This is a genomic window from Mesomycoplasma dispar (assembly GCF_000941075.1).
Lineage (GTDB): Bacteria > Bacillota_I > Bacilli_A > Mycoplasmatales > Metamycoplasmataceae > Mesomycoplasma > Mesomycoplasma dispar.
The window spans coordinates 863,987-880,373 of the sequence record NZ_CP007229.1; the positions used below are offsets into that span (position 1 = coordinate 863,987).

A 16,387-nucleotide genomic window follows, 5' to 3' on the forward strand; every position below is an offset into this window, starting at 1 on the left:
TCTTTTATTTAATATCTTTTTTCCAGTTTAGTGTTTTTCTAACTGCTAAATTTCAGTTTGAAGTTAGACGAATAACTTTGTTTTGGTCAAATTTTGGGCTAAATGTTTTTTCAATTTTTAAAACTTGCTTCAATTCAGCAACTGAATTTCAAAATTTAGCAAATAAACCAGCAAGAAAAGCGGCACCCATTGCTGTGGTTTCCGTATTTGTGGGTCTAAAAATTTCCAGTTGTGAAATTGATGACTGGAATTGCATTAGAAAATCGCTTTTTGAAGCTCCACCGTCAACTTTCATCACTGTAATTTTATGCCCTAAATCCGATTCCATTGCTTTAATTAAATCATTTGACTGAAAAGCAATTGATTCAAGCGTTGCTTTTATAATATGTTCTTTCCGACTACCTCTTTCGAGTCCAAAAATTGCTCCACGAGAATACGAATCTCAATAAGGTGCGCCAAGTCCGGTAAATGAAGGTACAACGACAACACTATGATCATTTTCGGCAACTTTTGAAATTAAAAAGTCGCTATCAGAAGAGTTTTCGATTAAACCAAGCCCGTCACGAAGTCATTGAATTGCCGCTCCGGCAACAAAAACTGATCCTTCAAGTGCGTATTCAACTGGATTATCACCAATTTGTCATGCAATTGTTGTTAATAGATTATTTTTTGAACGAATTAATTTTTCACCGGTATTAACAAGGGTAAAACATCCTGTTCCATAGGTATTTTTTACCATTCCAACTTCGGTGCAAAGTTGCCCGAATAAAGCAGATTGCTGATCGCCAATTACAGCATAAATTGGTACTTGACCTTTTGCATTAATTGACCATAAATTTGGATCAACAATTCCATAATCAGAAGCAGAAGGAAGAACTTTTGGAAGAATTTCACTAGGAATTTCTAGTAATTCAAGGATTTTTTGGTCTCATTTTTTCGCTTTAATGTCAAATAACATTGTTCTTGAAGCATTAGAAACATCAGTTGCATGCACTTTCCCGTTGGTTAATTTTCAAACAAGTCAGCTATCAATTGTTCCTGCTAAAAGATTACCTTTTGCTAAAACATTCTGTGCTTTAGGGACGTTTTTTAAAATCCATCTGATTTTTGTTGCACTAAAATAAGGGTTTATAATTAAACCGGTTGTTTCTTTTATATAATTTTCATAACCTTGCTGAATTAATTCATCACAAAAATCGCTTGTTCGACGGTCTTGTCAAACAATCGCGTTATAAACGGGTTCGCCGGTTGATTTATCCCATAAAACAACGGTTTCACGTTGGTTTGTAAGACCTAAAGCAACAAAATCATCAGATTTTAGGTTCGCTTTTGTTTTTGCGGCTTGCATTGTATAAAGTTGGGTGTTCCAAATTTCGTTTGCATCGTGTTCAACTCAACCTGATTGTGGAAAATGTTGTTGAAACTCTTTCTGAACAAGCGATACAACTTGTCCTTTTTTGTCAAAAATTAAACTACGGCAAGATGTAGTTCCAGAATCAAGCGTAATTACGTATTTTTCATCAATATTTTTGTGCATTTCCAAGTGTCCTTTCAATTTTTTATTCATTAAAATTATAACATTTAATGAATAAAAAAGCCCAGAAAAAACATAGGTTTGAACAGTTTATGAATTTTTTTAAATTAATTCTATATTTTCACAATAATCTTAAAAATTTATTATTTTTTTATAAAAATATTTAATAAAATTTTTTTTATGATAAAATTTATAAATTGGTAAACAGGGGTGTCCATTTTTTGGGCTGAGAAAAACTCTTATTAGTTGACCTAGATAATGCTAGCGTAACGAGTTTGTCATTTTTCTTGAATATATCGTCATAAAACACCTTGGTTTACTAATTTTTTAAAAGGAAATTGGTTTATGATGGTGAAAACAAAAAGTTTTAATTTCAAAAAAAAAGAATTTTTAAAAAAAATTCTTTTTTCGTCATCGTTTTTATTTAGTTCTGTATTTTTCGTTGCCGCCGGCTGCGCAACACAAACTGTAGACAAAAACCCAGGGAACGGGGACCGAAAAACTCCAGGAACAACGACTAATTTAGCAAAAAGTTGAGATACAAAAGTAAATCTTGGTTTAGGTCAAAGTTGATTTGATGCAAAATCTAAAGATCCAAACCGTGTGACTAAATTCACAGAAAATTTGAAAGCTGAATTTGATAAATTAAAAAATGCAAATCCAGAAACAAAAGATTTACCAGATGTTAATTTTGATTTTGTTGGGATTGATGATTCAAAAACTAAAATTTCCCAACTTAAATCATCTGATAATTCTGACAACGCTATTGATTTTGCAATCGTTGATGCCACGACCACAATTGAAGACGACCGTGAAAAAGAACTTTATAACGGACTTCAAACTTTAACTTGAGCATTTAAAAACACAGCGGACAAACCAACTTTTTATCAGGATGGAACAGAAAGCGATCCTTTGCGCAAATCTGCAAAAGAATTAAGCGATCTTTTTAACAAAAATCCTTATAATGAATGATCAAGCAAAAATAATGACCCACAAAAATGAGACGGAATCGCCTATCGATTTTTATACGACGAATCAAATCCGCGCCGGATAATTTCTTATTATCGAGGAATGATTATGATTTCAGGTGATGATAAAACTCGTCAAGAAATTAAAAAAGCCTGAAATGAAAAAGATTGAGAAAAATTCCGTAATTTTGGAATTATCCACGGAAAATTAACTTCAGCTGGTAAATTCAAAATGCAAAACTTTATTATAAAAAAGCATTTTGGTGATAAATTTAAAGCAAAAAGTCTTAATGAAGATAGAACAAATCACACTGAAAAATATCTTCAGGGCGATGGTTTTACAATTGGGCAAGATCCAAAATATAAAATTGCTTTCGATGATGAAGCTTCTTTTGCTTGAACCGAAAATAAAAAGGACGGAAAACAATATCATTCAACTGAAAATAACGGAAAAGTTGAAATTCTCATGGTAACCAACCCAGCTTCATATGATGTTGGATCGTTCCGCCCAACTTTTAATAAAACTCAAGCTGATATGATTTCCGAAGCTTTTGTAAATCTTGCAAAAAACGGAAAAGATGCATACGGACCAAATGTTGGTTATAATGGATATAGAAAAATAGATCAAACTGATCCAGAATTCCGTAAAATATATGCAGAATCAAACTAAAAGTTTATGTCTAACTTTTAAAGATTTTTCGTTTAGACATAACAAAAACGGTAAAAATTTAGTTAATAACCTTAATTTTGAACTTTGTAACGGGGATATTTTGTTCATAATTGGACCAAGTGGACAAGGTAAATCATCGTTTTTTCTAGCGCTTTTTCAGCATATTTTTGCATCAGGACAATTGGTTTGACAAGGGAAAAATTTATTAGAAGAATCAAAAATATCTAAAAAAAAGTTCGCCAGGTCAATTGGTTATCTAACACAAACGCCGACTTCGATTAATTTTCAAAGCGTTTATGCAAATTTAGTGAAAAATTTGCCAACTTATAGAAACACTTTTTATAAGTTATTTGCAGTCGCAACGAAAAATCAACGTTTACAAATTATTGACATTCTGTCTCAATTAGGGCTTAGTGAAAAAGTTTATTCGATTTTTCAAGATTTATCAGGCGGACAACAGCAACGCGTAGAAATTGCAAAACTTATGCTCCAAAACCCAAAAATTATTCTAGCAGATGAACCAACTTCGGCACTTGATCCAAAAACCGCTGCAAAAATTATCGATTTAATCATTCAATTTGGAAAAAAAAATAACTCAATTTCACTAATTATTTCTCATAATATTTTTTTAGTAAAAAATTATAATGAAAAAATTTTGCTCATTAACGAAGGTAAAGGGAAATTTTTTAACTCTTTTTCAGAAATTGATGAAAATGAAATCCAACTAATTTTTGGTGAGGAAAATAGTGAATAATTTACTTTCAAACAAACCTTATCAAAAGTTTAAAAAATCAAAAATTATCCTATTTTCGATCTTTGTTATTTTATTTATTGTTTCGTTTTATTCGATTTATTCAAAAATTAATACTAACGGTTGAAAAGTTTTCCAAAGAAACCTGAATGATTTATTTGGTTTTTCGAACACTCACCCTTATTATAGTGATTCAATTTTTGTTTTAAGTTTACGATTCTTGTGAACAACAATCAAATACACGATCGTGGGGACTTTTTTTGGGACAATTATTGCGTTTTTTACAGCACTTTTTAGTTCGCAATTTGTTAGGAATAAGTTTATAAAAAGTTTTATTTGGTGAATTATTATAATTCTAAAGTGCTTTCCAATACCTTTTGTAATCGATCCTTTTCGACTAATTTTTACTAAAAAATTAGCAGCAGTTTTAATTATTTTTTGATTTACTTGAATTTGATTACACCGTTATTTCTACTCCTTTCTAAATGCGCTTGATCTAAATGCTTATCAAAAATCAATTATGAAAGGTCAAAATCGATTTTTTGCTTTTAAAAATGAAATTTTACCATTTGTAGTCAATAAATTTTTTGGTCTGTTTTTGTTTAGTTTTGAAGCAAATGTTCGTTGAACCACCATTATTTCTGCAACTGGAGTTATTGGAATTGGAGTTTTAATCAACGACGGAATTCAAAATCCTGCATTGGGCTGAAATATCGTTGGAATTCCGCTTGCCGTTCTCCTGTTTTTTGCGATTGTTCTTGAATTTTTAATTATTTTTTTTAATAAGTTTATTTTGCATAAAAAATCGGTTAAAATTCAGCAAAAAAATTCGTTCAACTTATGAATTAAAACTAATTATGACCGTGTTTTAAAGACTTTTTTTGCAATTTTTGTTCTAATTTTGATTGCTATTAGCCTTAGTGATATTCAAAATTGAACAATAAACACTCATCAAGTTAAACGATTTTTTAATTCACTGTTTGTTTTTGATTGAGGTTTCTTTTCGCTCGGAAAACTAGACAATCCACTTTATATGATTTGGGGACTTTTTGCCCAAATTATCGTTTGCATTGGTGTGATCGCTATTGTCTCAATTTTTTTAGCAATCATGGCAAACGAAAGGTTAAATCACTGATCTAGATGATTAAGTTATAAATTTTTACTAAATCTTTTTCGAATAATTCCGTCAGTTGTTATCTTTTATCTTTTTGTTAACTTCGCAATTAGCCCGATTTTGTGAGTGACGATTTTAGTTGGAGTTAATAATGGAATAATGATGGCAAAAAAATTGAACGAAACAATAAATTCGATTGATTGACAAAAATATAAACTTTTGCGATTACAGCAATGGAGTAAATCAAAAACAATAATTCACTACGTTTTACCTTCAATTTCTAACGAATATTTTAAATATTTAGCGGTTGAAATTTCAAATTCAGTGCATGATTTACTACTTTATGGAATTTTCGGCGGTTCACTACTAGGTTTAAAAATTTCTATACTTTCGCAAACCGGAATTTCAGGTGATAGAAACGGTTTTTTTACTTATTCTTGAATTGCTTGATTTTTAATTTTAGTAGTTGAAATAACTTTAGTAGCCATTGAAAAAAGATATTTCACAAAATTTGTGCATTTTATCTTAAAAACTCGAAACATTTTACTCAATAAATTTCTAAAAAAGCCTTTTTCTAAATTTTTCTAATTAATTACTTTTTGATTACTTTTTAAGAATATAAAACAAGAAAACATTACAGGTTTTCTTGTTTTTTTATTTTTTTACGGAAAACAACCTTCAAAAATTAAATTTGAATAAATGAGAAAAGCACAAATTATTAGCCTAATTGTTTTAGTTGGAGCATTAAGTGGTTTTGCCTATTTAACTTATAAACTTCAACCACATATCACACAAACCAAGCAAATAGCAATCACAATTTTGAACGGAGTGCGTAATCCAGGTACTAAATTTTTTGACTATGGTATAAATTGGCGGAAAGTTTTTACCGAATTTGATGTAATTCGTGGTTATGATATTGGAAAATACAACCTTGATTCAGAAGTGACGACTGACCAAAAAGTTGAATTAAAACCGATTGGTTTTAGGATTAAAATTGACAAAATTTCAATAAAAAATACTGCTAAACTAAAAATTAGTCGTAATATTGTCGACAAAATTCGCGTTTTTTTTAAGGAAAGAAAAAACAAAAAAACAACTTGAAAAGAGTTAGAGTGGGCTTTAAAAATTGATTCAGAGACTTTAAGGACGCTGCAAGAAAATTTTACTCTTGACTAGCAGTTTTTCTTAGTCTAATTTTTTTAATTTTGTCTATTGATAAATTTAGTTTTTTATGAATAATTTTCTTGTTTTTTCCAATTTTTTTCTTAATATTACTTTCAGAATTTAAAAAAATTCTAATGTTAATTTTTTTAGCAGTTATTTTTTTAATAATTTACTGATTAATGATTCCTAGCATCAATAATCAACAAGTTGATTTTGAATCAAAAGTTGTTGATAAAGTTAGTTTTGGAAATTTTGTTGAATATAAAGGTAATAAAATCTTTGTTTGAAATGGAGATCAGGAAATAGGGGCTAATTTGCGATTAAGTGGCAAATTAGTTGTTCCAAAAAATCAATCAGACTTTGACTTGGTAACATATTTAAAATCAAAAGGTTCGCTTTTAATTCTAAATAATAAAAAAGTGACTCTTATCGGTGAAAGTAAGAGTATTTTTGTAAAAATAAGGCGATTTTTTGCAACAGAAGGAAATTATTCAAAACAATTAATTCCGATGGTTTTTCTAGCAGAAACGCCACCGGAAGCAAATGATTTTAGAAAATCACTAGTTTATTTAGGTGTTTACCAAATTTTTGTTATTTCAGGTTTTCATATTAATCTTTTTAAACAGGCAATTTTTGGATTTTCGAAGGCTTTCAAAATCAAACCTTACATTTACAAACCGATATTTTTTGCATTTTTATTATTTCAATTGTTTCTTTTTAACTTTGCAATTTCATTTTTACGGGGCTTTATTTTTTGGGGTTTAATCGAAATAAACAAACTGTTTTTAAACAAAAAATTCAATAAAATTGAACTATTATCAATTAGTGGAATACTGATTTTGTCAACAAATCCGCTTATTTTTTATTCAATTGGATTTATTTTAACATTTACAATTAGTTTTATCATTTTAATCATAAATCAAATAAAATTTTCAAAAAAATGACATAAATATATAGCACAAATTTTATTCATTAATTTTTTTAGTGCTATATTTTCGTTATTTTTGAATTCAATGTACAATTTTATGGCACCAATAAATGTTGCCATTTTTACAGCTTTTTTTACATTTTTATATACAAATTTGCTTATTTTTATTTTTAATCCAACAATAATTGAATGAATTAGCAAAAATTTTATTCAAACTGTTGAGTATATTAGTAATCTTCACTTTTTAACTTTAAATATCAAACCTAGCCTACTTTTTATAATTTTTTCTTGTATAATTTCATTAATATGTTTTTTGTTTTTGGAAGTGACAATTACATTGTCCAAAAAAAAATTTCAAGTATCGCAAAATCTCAAAATACTAAAATAATTAACTTTTTTACTAGTGATTCATACGAATTTATTAGGAAAAATATTACAAATTTTTCACTTTTTGATAGCAAAAAAACCTTTGTTTTTAATGATTTTTTATATTTTTCAGTAGAGAATAAAGCTAATCAATATCTGCTTTCAAAGATTAAAAACACTAATCACACAATTATTTTTAAATACATTATTAATGAAAAAAACACCATTTCTAATGCTAAAAACTCGATAATTTATAAATCTTTTTCACCAATTTCAAAAATAATCCAAACTTCTGAAATTAATCAAAAAAATATCGCTAAATTTATTAGAATTTCGCTTAATAATTTAAAAGTCGATTTAAAAACTAGCGAAATTATCGAACTTGAATCGCGGTTACCACTTAATGGTTCGATTATTAATAACGAAATTTTAAAATTAAAAAGTTTAAATTGTCCAATAAATTCTGAAATAATTCAAAATTTTGTAAGTGAGTATTCAACACATTCAACTTGAGATTTTATTAATTCTTTTGTTAATTTGGATTTAAAAAGTGTTTTAAAGTTTTATCGCCATAAAATGTTAGAGGGTCAAACTTTAAACTTGCTAATTGGTCAAATAAATTCAAAATTATCACTTAGTTTTTTTGTTTATTTGCAAAAAAAACTTGGTTTGACAAACCAACAAATTTCTCAAAAAATGAAAATTTCCAATTTTCAGATAAACAAAGCGATCGATTTATACCATAATATCGGAATTGAAAAACTTGAAAATCTAATAATAAAACTTGCAAAATTAGACACCCAAATGAAAAAATCACAAGTAAATCAGAAATTAGCATTCGAACTCTATCTCCTTGGTTTAATCAGTTAATTTTAAAAAAAAAAAAAAAAACTGATTTTTGTGTTATAATTCTCACAAGCAAAAACCACTACAAAAAATTGTTTGTTTAATTAAAGTGTTTTAATTTAAGCAATTTAATTTTTTTGGGTGGTTTTTATTTTTTCCAAAAAATAAAAACAGGCGAGAAAAATGAAAACAAAATTCAAACAACTTAAAAAATTACTTATATTTCCCGTAGCATCTTTTTCCACCTTAATTTTAACATCTTGCGGTCTTGGACATCAAAAAAAATTTAGTTTTGATGGAAATTATGACGGTAAATTACAGATGGTAACAAGTTGAACTGCAGAACAGGCAAGATTTCAAGCACTAAAACAAATTGTAGAAATTTGAAATAACAAACCTGAAGTTCAAGATATGAAAAACCGTGAATTTCTACCAATTGAATTAACACCATCATATGATGTCGATTATGCGCCAATGGCAACGAAATTTAGTCAAATTTTTTCTGCAAAAGATAAAGCCCAAACACTTAATTTAGTCCTGAATTTTCCTCCCGCAGCTGCGGTTGCAGCAAAATACAAAATGCTTTTAAATTTAGCTGAATTTCCCGATTTAGCAGATGCTATCAAAAAAGTGTATCATCCAAAATTTTTAGAAACAAGCAAACAAATTGCGACACTTGATGAAAAGGGAATTTATTCACTTCCGTTTGTAAAATCCTCGCAAACAATTGCAATTAACGCCCCTGTAATGGCTTGAATTATTGAAAATGCACTAAAAAATGGTGCTAAAATCAAAAAAGGCGAAGAAGAATTTTTTAGTCAGTTTCGCAAATCAAAAACAGATTTGGTACAAATTCAAAAATTATGAAAACCTATTGAATTTACAAAAGCGAATAATCCTTGAAGTAATTTCGAGTTTTCTCAGGACATTTTCAAATATTTTGACCAATTATTTGATTTTGTTCTAAAAATCAAAGCTGGATTTAATTTAAATCCAGCAAAAATTGATTCAGCTTATTTCCCTTTTGGTTTTGACGACATTCCGAATCTAATTTTTTCAAAGATTTTCGCTGCGACAGGAGCAGATTATTCAAAATTTTTATTCGAAGTCGCTAAAGGTGATTCAAAATTACTAGAACAAGTGAGTTTTTCAAAACTTTTTGAAAAAAATTCGCCCACATACAAAATTGCCAAAAAGAATTATGAGCAAATTTTAGAATTGTTTAAATCAGATGCAATTTTTTATCCTGGTCGATTTTCAGAACCTAGTTTTGCTAATTTATTTATGAATCACCACCAAATTGCAATGGCAATTTCTTCAACTAGCAATTATGAACGTCGTTTTACTAGGGCAAAATCTAATTTTGTATTTGAAATAAATAAGTCTACTAAAAAAATTCCGCTTAATTCAGCGGTACAAATTTATGAAATTTTACCACTTAATTCTTTTGGATTTAAACCGAAAAATTCAATTTTTCAATTAAAACAAGTATTAACTAATCAACTTTCCCATTTAATTAACGATACAAAAAAGACAAAATATCCTGAATCTAATGTTTATATAGATGCAAAAAAATTTGATTTAGTTGCGAAAATTAATGATGCTATCAATTCAAAATCAAAAAATTCTGATCAAAGTATATATTTAGCAATCGATCCTGAAATTGCCAAATATTATCAAGAAAATATTAGTAAAATTGATAGTGAAAATATTATAAATTTAACTAAAAATAACAATTCAAACGACATTTTTCTAATAAAATCAGGATTTATTGAAAATATTAACGGTGAAAAATTATTAAACGAAAATGAAATCATTTTTTTACAAGAACCTGTTAAAAATTCAAAAAATGAACTAAAAAACGTATTTACTTACCAAGGACCAGATCTGATTGCCTTTCATTCAAACGATGAAGAAGATATTGCAACTAAAAATTTTCTAAAATGAATTCTTACACACAAACAAGAATTTACATACAAAAATGCAGGAAAAGAAGCAAAATACTTTGGAAGTCCAAATGAATTTGTCGCTTTTCGTGGCAATTATTTAGCGCCAACAAAAGCTAATTTCCGTGAAAGTTTGACAAATAAATCTAAATTTCGTCAAAATAACGCTTTTCGTGTTGCTTTTACAAATTTTAAACAAGTAAATGATGACCCTGAAAACAGCGTGTTTTATATTGACCCAATTGATTCGCGGTCATCTTTAATTCGTGAAGTTATTTTATCTAGTTTAAATCAAATGGGTCGTCTTGTAATAGATGGAAGTCCAGAAAAGGCTAATTTTGATAATTTTCTTGCTAGTTTACGCACTAATTTATTCACAATTAAGGTTGGCTAAATTTAGTTTGATTTTTTAAAATTCAGAACTTTTATGTAAATAAGTTTTAAGTTACCAATTTTGGAATTCAAAAAGGGGATTTTAGGAAAAAAATTGATTTTTTTATTGATAAATTTTTAAAAAAATGTATAATGATAGCAAATGTTAAGCGCAACTGAAAATTATTTGTGGTTAGTTGGTTTAAATTCTTGAAGAATTAACCAAGTTAATTTTGATAATTTTTTTGTTGTGCTTTTTTGTTTTTAAAAAAATTTATTCATGGAGAGAAATTTGTAACAAAAAAAAAAAAAAAAACAAAAATATTTAAATTAAAAAAATGTGCTATTTTATAGCCTAAATTTTAAAAAAAAATAATTGGTCCTTTTTAAAAAATGAACAAACCACAAAAATTTAAGTCCACATTTTTAAAATCAGCATTAATTTTAAGTTCTGTTTTTTCCGTAGTTTTCTTAACTGCAACTGCTTGTTTTACAAAAAATGATGACAAGATTTTTAAACAAAATGGAAACCCGCTTCGCTACGAAACTGAAGCAGATGAAACGATTGATTTTCGTGCAATTTTTAATGTAACCGATGCAAGAGCAAAAGCATTAAATAAAATTTTTCAAAAATGAAACCAAAAACCAGAAGTAAAAGAAAAAAAACCTGGTTTTTTACCTGCGAAATTAGATCAAGCATATGGTAATTACACAAAAGATCAAACCAGTTTAGCATCTTTTTTAGAGGTAAAGGAAAATAAAAAATTACCTAATTTAACATTAAATTACCCAGCTCTTGCTTCCACTTTGAACAAATTTGGAATGCTTTTAGACCTAAATACCCAAAAGGATTTAGAAGAAAAAATTAAATCAGAATACGATGAAAAATTTCTTGAAGAAACAAAAAACTTACCAGAAATAAGTTCTGAGAGAATTCCATTTTTGCCAATTTTGAAAACTTCAAAAGCACTTTTGGTTGACAAACCGGTGCTTTCTTATATTTTAGAATCTGCGAAAAAAGCAAGTTCTAAATTTAAAATTTTAGAATCCGATAAACAAAAAGTAGAAAATCTCGATCCACAAAAAACTGACCTTGAGTACATTAAAAAAGTTTGAGGAGAATATAAAAATTTTCCTGTAAACGAAAATGGTTTTGATGGATATACATTTAGTTTTGAAAAATTCAACAATTTTGAAGACATTGCTGACTTTCTTAACAGAGTTAAAAAATCTTTTCCTGATGCAGAAAAAGGTTCACAAGCTGAAAAAGTTGATTTTTTAATCGGTTTTAACGATGCAGCTGCCGTACTTTTTTTTAGTTCATTTGCTCAAGCTAATGGTAATTATGAAAAATCAAGTTATTTTAAAGACTCAAGCGGTCAGTCATTAAACTATAACAATCTGTTTGAAAAATCAACAGAAAATTACCAAAACACAAAAAAAGCCTTTGAAATCATAGCTAATTTAGTTAAAAATAAACTTGTTGGTCCCTGAAGCCAAAAGTTGGCAAGTGATTATTTGAAAAATCATCAATTAGTTTTTGCTATAACTTCAACAAGTAATTACACTAGAAATTTTGAAAAAATTGGCCAAAACTTTTTACGCTTTAAAGTTGGAAGTTCATCAATTGATTATTCTGTAAGTTCAAAATCTAAAATCTGGAAATTAGTTAGTGCTAGCGAAGAAAATTTGCCAGCAAATGCAATTGCTAAAATTCACCAAATTTTGGATAACAAGCCAGGTTATATTTACGAAGGCACATCAAATTCAATTTCTGAAAATGACATTCATTTAAGTCAGGAAGATGACAAAAATTTGATTGAAGAAATAAAAAGCGCTATAAAAACACAGGGTGATTTAAATAATTTTAGTTTTTTATCGGCTGATCCAGCCTTTGATAAATGACTTGAATCAAAACAAAAAACAAACCCTGATTTAAGTAAATTGTACTCTGATCATTCTTCTAAAAACAAGGTGAAATTGATAAAGCAAAACTCAAATGTTTATATTTTTTCAAAATCAAGTGAAAAACTTAACGAAGATGAATTAATGGTTCTACCTGAACCTGGAAAAACTCAAAATTCAAACCAATTTAACATTGTTACATCGCAAGGACCTTCGCTAATCGCTTTCCATAATAACGAAAAAGAAGATGTTGCAACTCTTAACTTTGTAAAATGGTTTATTTCTGAAAAGGTAAAATTTGAAACTGAAAATAAACAAAAAATCACTGCCACTCCAAGTGACTTTTTGGCATTTTCGGCATCAAATTTAAACCCAACAAAAGCAAATTTAAAGTCTAATTTTGACGAAAATCCATTATTGCCTAAAAATCAAATTTTTAAAGTTGCTTTTGATCAATTCAAAAACCAATTAGAAAATCCAGGAAAATATAAATTATTCTCTGAACCTGCTGGCGTTGATTCTAACACATTCCGCAATACTATGTTAACAACATTAGTTCAAGTTAATAATCAATTTTTACAAAATCCTAAATTAGATTTGAATTTCGATTATTTCCTTGAACAGTTGAGAGCAAACCTTGGAACTGCACTTAAAAAAATTAACGAAAAAAAAGATGAAAAATCATCTAATAAAAATTAAGGAGTCTTAACAATGAAACTCGATAATGACACGACAAATAAGTTTAAATTTTCTAATAAATTTAAAAAAATTTTTTTAACAAGTTTATTCAGCATTGCCCCAATAACTTTTTTAGCAGCAGCTTGCACGACTAATGAAGGGTCTTCAACAGATTCTACTGTCCAAAAAAGAAACTTTTTATTTGATAGCAACGAAGATAATAAGTTAGTTTTTGGGCACTCATTTTCATCATCTGGAAATGAAGCAAAAGCATTAAAAAAAATAATTGAACTCTGGAATTCAACCGCAAAAGATAAAAAAGATTTTATGAAAATGGAAGAACAATATTTTCAAGGCGGTTATAATGGAGCTTCTGCTTCAATCAACAACTATTTAGAAACAAAGGATCGTATTAAACTTCCAAATATTGCTACAAATTATGCTTCTTTACTTGCGATAGTTAATAAATATTCAATGACATATCCAATTGTTTCTGATTTTACTTCAAATGAAGAACCCCAAAACGAGGAAGAAAAAACAACAAAAAAATTCCTAAAGGAACAAGGAATTTCTGATTTTTTACAAATTAATTCAGAAATTCCTTTTCTTGATACAAAAGGTGTTTATACTCTTCCTTTCGGAAAATCAACCGAAGGTTTAGTGATTAATAAAATTTTATTTGGTTGAATTATTGATAAGGCAACCAGCGATTCAACAAAACCAGCAACAATTAAGGCTGAAGATAAAAATTATTTTAATGAATTTATACAACTATCTAAAAAAAGTACAGAGGATGTTGCTGAAATTCAAAAAATTTGAAAAGAATATTCTTCAAACCAAGAAGCTCTTGCTGGTTATGAATTTAAAAAATCTGATCTTGAAAATTTTGTAGATTTACAAAAATTATCTTCAAGAATTTTAAAAGCATTTCCAAAAGCTTTAACCGGATCGGCTCTTAGTTCTGCAAAGTCAGTTCTAGGAGTGGACAATTCTGCAACTTTAATTTATTCACTTGCTCGTTCTCTATCAGAAGGTGATAAATCAAAAGAAGTTACTGTTTTGGATCGAAAAAAGAATTTAATTGATTATACATCTTTTATTGACCAACCAAATTCAGATCGTTATAAAAACTTTGAAAAAATCTATGGTTTAATTTCTGAGGGCATCAAGGATAAGTCAATTTATTTTACCTCATCCGGTGAGTATAATTCAACTTACTTCCGTAATCACCAACAAGTTTTCTCAATTGGATCTTCAGCAGGATTTCACCATAATTTTGTTAAAGCAGGGAGTAAAAATTATCTAGTAGGATTTAATCACAACGGAAATGAACAAATATATAGCGTTTTCAGCCCTAAGTTCGCCGCAGTTGTTAAAGCTTCAGATTTAAGTGATACTAGCAAAGATTTATCAATAAACTCAATTAACAAAAAGGATAAAGTAACAATCAAGGCTAGATTCTTGCCTAAAATTAAAGAACTTGCAGAAAAAAACAAAGAAAAACAAGTATTTTATTTTACTGATAAATACGAAAAGCCATCCGGAATTGCCGAGGGAACTTATGAGGTTCTTGATAAAAATGAACAATTTAAACCAATTGTAATTCCTGGATATACAGGTTTACAAGAATTGTCAGGATCTTCAGCAGTTAATGATAACGAACTTGATATGGTAGCCGCACCACATAAATTTGACAAAAACAGCAAAACCACCGGAGTTTTCGCCCAAGGTCCTGATTTAATTTTTATTCATGCAACTGAAAAAGAAGATCGAGCAGTTAAAGCTTTTGTTAATTGAATTTTAACTGAAAAAGTTGACTTTGGTGATGCTGGAAAAATTACTCCAATTGAATATTTTGCAAAATCTAGTTCATATTTATTGCCTTTAAAATCTACTTTAAGTGATGGTGTTTATACTCCAAAAAATCAGGGTCAGCAAGTAGCCCTTAACCAATTTAAGAAATTTAGTAGCGAAAGTTCAAAAACTGGATATAGTTTGGTTTACGATAACGCCGATGCTGCTTCTGCAACATTCCGTTCAACTTTGGATACAACAGTTTCTCAAATGCAAAGTCTTAAAGCAAGTGATGGAAAATTACGAACTTTTGCCGAATTTCTTACAATTTTAAGAACAAATTTAGGACCTTCTTATCGAAGTAGAAACTAAAATTATTTAGTTTTTCTATTTTTTAAAATAATTATGAAAAAACTTTTTTCAAAATTGCTTTTTGGAACTACAAATTTAATTTTAGTTCCTTTTTTTGCTATCTCTTGCATTGAACAACAGGAAAAATTTTCTTATAATCACGCACAAAAATACTATAAAATAGAAGACTTTTTAAAAAATCCCTTTGAGGATTTGCAAAATTCTGAAAGCGAATATGCAAAAGATATTGCAAAATTTTTAGATAGAAAATATGTATGAACTGAAGAAGATAAACAAAAATTTAAAAACGACATTCTTCCTGATAGAACATATTTTGAAATTGCTAATGCATCAATTGAAAAATGAACCGATGGCGATACCGCGACATTAAAATCTTTAGATTCTGACAAATTGCCACAAAATTTTAGTGCTCGTCTTGAAAGTATTGATACTCCTGAAGTTGGAAGAAGAAACGCTTCTGGAAATTACGAAAAAACAGATGGTTTAGAAGGTAAATATGCCCAAAAAGCAAAAGAATTTGCTGAAAAAATTCTTCCAAAAAACTCTTTAGTTTACTTTGTTTTTCCAAAAACAGGACCTGCACGTTCTTATGATCGTTATGTTGGTAGCATTTATTTTGGTCATAATGGTTTTTTCAAAAGTTACGGCGTTGAAGTTGTAAAAGCTGGTCTTGCAGTGCCAACTTTACAAAAAGGACTTGCTGGTATTAACGATCAAACAACAATTTACTCTTATGTTTCAATCAAACAAGCTGCCGCTGTTGAAAATTCAGTTAATAAAAAATTTGGTATTTATGAAAATTTAAAAGATACTAAATTTGAATCAGTTACTAACGCGATTGAGTCAATTTACAAAACTCGCGGCGTTGCTTCGATTGGTGATTTTTTAGTTTTAGGCGATAAAAATAAAGATAAAAATGTTTTTGAATGATACGAATTTGGTTTGGAACAAAAAAGGGATAGAAAAACTGGAAGTTAAA

At 28.4% G+C, this 16,387-nt stretch carries 11 protein-coding genes and 1 riboswitch; of the genes, 10 read left to right on the forward strand and 1 reads right to left on the reverse strand.

All coding sequences use genetic code 4. From position 1 onward, the window contains the following. Positions 1–4: 4 nt before the first annotated feature. Positions 5–1,537 (reverse strand): glycerol kinase GlpK, encoded by a 1,533-nt coding sequence (gene glpK, locus MDIS_RS03045; RefSeq protein WP_044635588.1) that lies wholly within the window; start codon positions 1,535–1,537, stop codon positions 5–7. A 193-nt stretch (positions 1,538–1,730) separates the two neighbouring features. After that, a riboswitch (TPP riboswitch) is annotated at positions 1,731–1,824 on the forward strand. 55 nt (positions 1,825–1,879) lie between these two features. Between glpK and cypl the strand changes: the two genes are divergently transcribed. The 10 genes from cypl to MDIS_RS03095 all read left to right on the forward strand — a co-directional run bounded on the left by cypl (position 1,880) and on the right by MDIS_RS03095 (position 16,386). After that, positions 1,880–3,172 carry an ABC transporter thiamine pyrophosphate-binding lipoprotein p37/Cypl gene (gene cypl / locus MDIS_RS03050; protein ID WP_044635589.1) on the forward strand — a complete coding sequence of 431 codons (1,293 nt, stop codon included), beginning with the start codon at positions 1,880–1,882 and terminating at the stop codon, positions 3,170–3,172. Continuing rightward, positions 3,156–3,926 (forward strand): ATP-binding cassette domain-containing protein, encoded by a 771-nt coding sequence (locus MDIS_RS03055; RefSeq protein WP_044635590.1) that lies wholly within the window; start codon positions 3,156–3,158, stop codon positions 3,924–3,926. The genes cypl and MDIS_RS03055 overlap by 17 nt, the downstream gene beginning before the upstream one ends. Continuing rightward, the gene (locus MDIS_RS03060; protein ID WP_044635591.1) at positions 3,904–5,625 is read left to right on the forward strand and encodes an ABC transporter permease subunit; all 1,722 of its coding nucleotides are present in this window, start codon (positions 3,904–3,906) and stop codon (positions 5,623–5,625) included. Before MDIS_RS03055 ends, MDIS_RS03060 begins: the two co-directional genes overlap by 23 nt. Positions 5,626–5,736: 111 nt before the next feature. Continuing rightward, positions 5,737–6,213 (forward strand): MAG0490 family ComEA-like DNA-binding protein, encoded by a 477-nt coding sequence (locus MDIS_RS03065; protein WP_044635592.1) that lies wholly within the window; start codon positions 5,737–5,739, stop codon positions 6,211–6,213. Positions 6,214–6,380: 167 nt separating this feature from the next. Beyond that, positions 6,381–7,517, forward strand: coding sequence for a ComEC/Rec2 family competence protein (locus MDIS_RS03070; protein ID WP_232034214.1), 1,137 nt, complete (start codon positions 6,381–6,383; stop codon positions 7,515–7,517). Beyond that, entirely contained in the window at positions 7,436–8,365 is a 930-nt protein-coding gene (gene holA, locus MDIS_RS03075) for a DNA polymerase III subunit delta (protein ID WP_044635594.1), read from the forward strand. The genes MDIS_RS03070 and holA overlap by 82 nt, the downstream gene beginning before the upstream one ends. Before the next feature lie 159 nt (positions 8,366–8,524). After that, positions 8,525–10,681, forward strand: coding sequence for a P68 family surface lipoprotein (locus MDIS_RS03080; protein ID WP_044635595.1), 2,157 nt, complete (start codon positions 8,525–8,527; stop codon positions 10,679–10,681). A 371-nt stretch (positions 10,682–11,052) separates the two neighbouring features. Beyond that, a complete protein-coding gene (locus MDIS_RS03085; protein WP_165073043.1) occupies positions 11,053–13,263 on the forward strand; it encodes a P68 family surface lipoprotein in 2,211 nt (736 codons plus the stop codon). Positions 13,264–13,275: 12 nt separating this feature from the next. Further along, positions 13,276–15,408: a P68 family surface lipoprotein gene (locus MDIS_RS03090; protein ID WP_044635596.1), complete on the forward strand. Its 2,133-nt coding sequence runs from the start codon at positions 13,276–13,278 to the stop codon at positions 15,406–15,408. A 33-nt stretch (positions 15,409–15,441) separates the two neighbouring features. Continuing rightward, a complete protein-coding gene (locus MDIS_RS03095; protein WP_044635597.1) occupies positions 15,442–16,386 on the forward strand; it encodes a thermonuclease family protein in 945 nt (314 codons plus the stop codon). Position 16,387 lies beyond the last annotated feature (1 nt).